At 70.6% G+C, this 1,675-nt stretch carries 1 protein-coding gene; it reads right to left on the minus strand.

From position 1 onward, the window contains the following. Positions 1–62 precede the first annotated feature (62 nt). The coding region (locus AC27IQ_RS23970; RefSeq protein WP_487091054.1) for an outer membrane protein assembly factor BamB family protein at positions 63–1,675 on the minus strand (1,613 nt) is incomplete at its 5' end.

Consider the following 1,675-nt stretch of genomic DNA (forward strand, 5'->3'; position numbering starts at 1 on the left):
AAAATAATAGCTATATGCCCTAGTATCGATTGCGCTGGAGGCCTTTTTGTCTCAAAGCCTCGTCAGGTGCGCGGCAGGGCGTAGGCGATCAGCCAGTCCCCCGTGCGCGTGCCGAGCGAGCCGTGCCCGCCCGCCGCCACCACGATGTACTGCCGGCCATCGGCCCCGGTATAGGTCATCGGGGTGGCCTGGCCGCCTGCGGGCAGGCGGCTCTTCCACAGCTCGTTGCCATTGGAGACGTCGTAGGCCCGCACGTAGTAGTCGAGCGTGCCGGACAGGAAGGCCACGCCGCCGGCCGTGGTCACCGGGCCGCCCAGGTTGGGCACGCCCATCTTGAACGGCACGGGCACGGGAGCCAGGTCGCGCACGGTGCCGTTCTTGTGCTTCCAGACGATCTTGCCGGTGGTCAGGTCCGCGCCGGCCACGTAGCCCCAGGGCGGCGCCTGGCAGGGAATGCCCAGCACCGAGACGAAGGGCTTCAGGCGCACGGCGAACGGCGCGCCCACGTTCTCGTTCAGCGCGGGCAGCATGCCGTGCGGCGGCGCGCCGCCGGGCTGGACCAGCAAGGTGGTGTCGTCGGTGCGCGGGATCAGCTGCGAGGTGAAGGCCAGGTAGGTGGGCGTGGTGAACGCCATCTCGCGCTGCGGGTCCACGGCCACGCCGCCCCAGTTGAACACGCCGAAGTTGCCGGGATAGACCAGGGTGCCGCGGGTGGAGGGCGGGGTGAAGCGGCCTTCGAAGCGCAGCTTCTCGAACGCGATGCGGCACATGAGCTGGTCAAAGAGGGTCACGCCCCACATGTCCGCGCCGGTGAGCGGTGCGGGGTCGAACGACAGGGCCGATTTGGGCTGCGTGGGCGCGGTGCGGTCGCCTTCGGCGGCGCCCTGGGGGGCGGGCACCTCGGTGACCGGCAGGATGGGGGTGCCGGTGCGACGGTCGAGCACGAAGACCTCGCCCTGCTTGGTGGGCTGCACCAGCGCGGGCACGCGCTCGCCCTTGACGGTCAGGTCCACCAGGCTGGGCTGCGCGGGCACGTCGTAGTCCCACAGATCGTGGTGCACGGTCTGGAAGTGCCAGCGCACGCGGCCGGTGGCCAGCTCGAGCGCGACGACGGAGGACGAATAGCGCTCCACCTCGGGGCTGCGGCGGCCGCCCCACTGGTCGGGCGGCTGGTTGCCCATGGGCACGTAGACCAGGCCCAGGGTTTCATCCACGCTGGAGATCGACCAGCTGTTGGGCGAATTGGCGGTGTAGGTCTCGCCGGGGCCGATGGGCGCGGTGGCCTCGGGCTTGGCCGAATCCCAGTTCCACACCAGCGCGCCGGTGTGCACGTCGTACGCGCGGATCACGCCGGACTGCTCCTTGGTGGAGGCGTTGTCCAGCACGGTGCCGCCAATGATGACGAGATCGCGCGTGACCACGGCGGGCGAGGTGGAGTAGTAAGCGCCGGGGCGGCGGTTGGGCATGCCGGTCCACAGGTCGATCTGCCCGGTGCCGTTGCCGAAATCGGTGCACAGGCCGCCGGTGCGCGGGTCCAGCGCGAGCAGCCGGCCATCGGCCGTGGGCATGAACAAACGCCCTTCGCACGACGCCGTGGGCAGGGCGGGTGCCGAGGCCGGCACGGGTGTGGCCGGCTTGGCTGCGGGTGGGGAAGAGGGCGCTGGCGCGGCCGTCG

Source organism: Acidovorax sp. KPB24-07 (assembly GCF_057543315.1).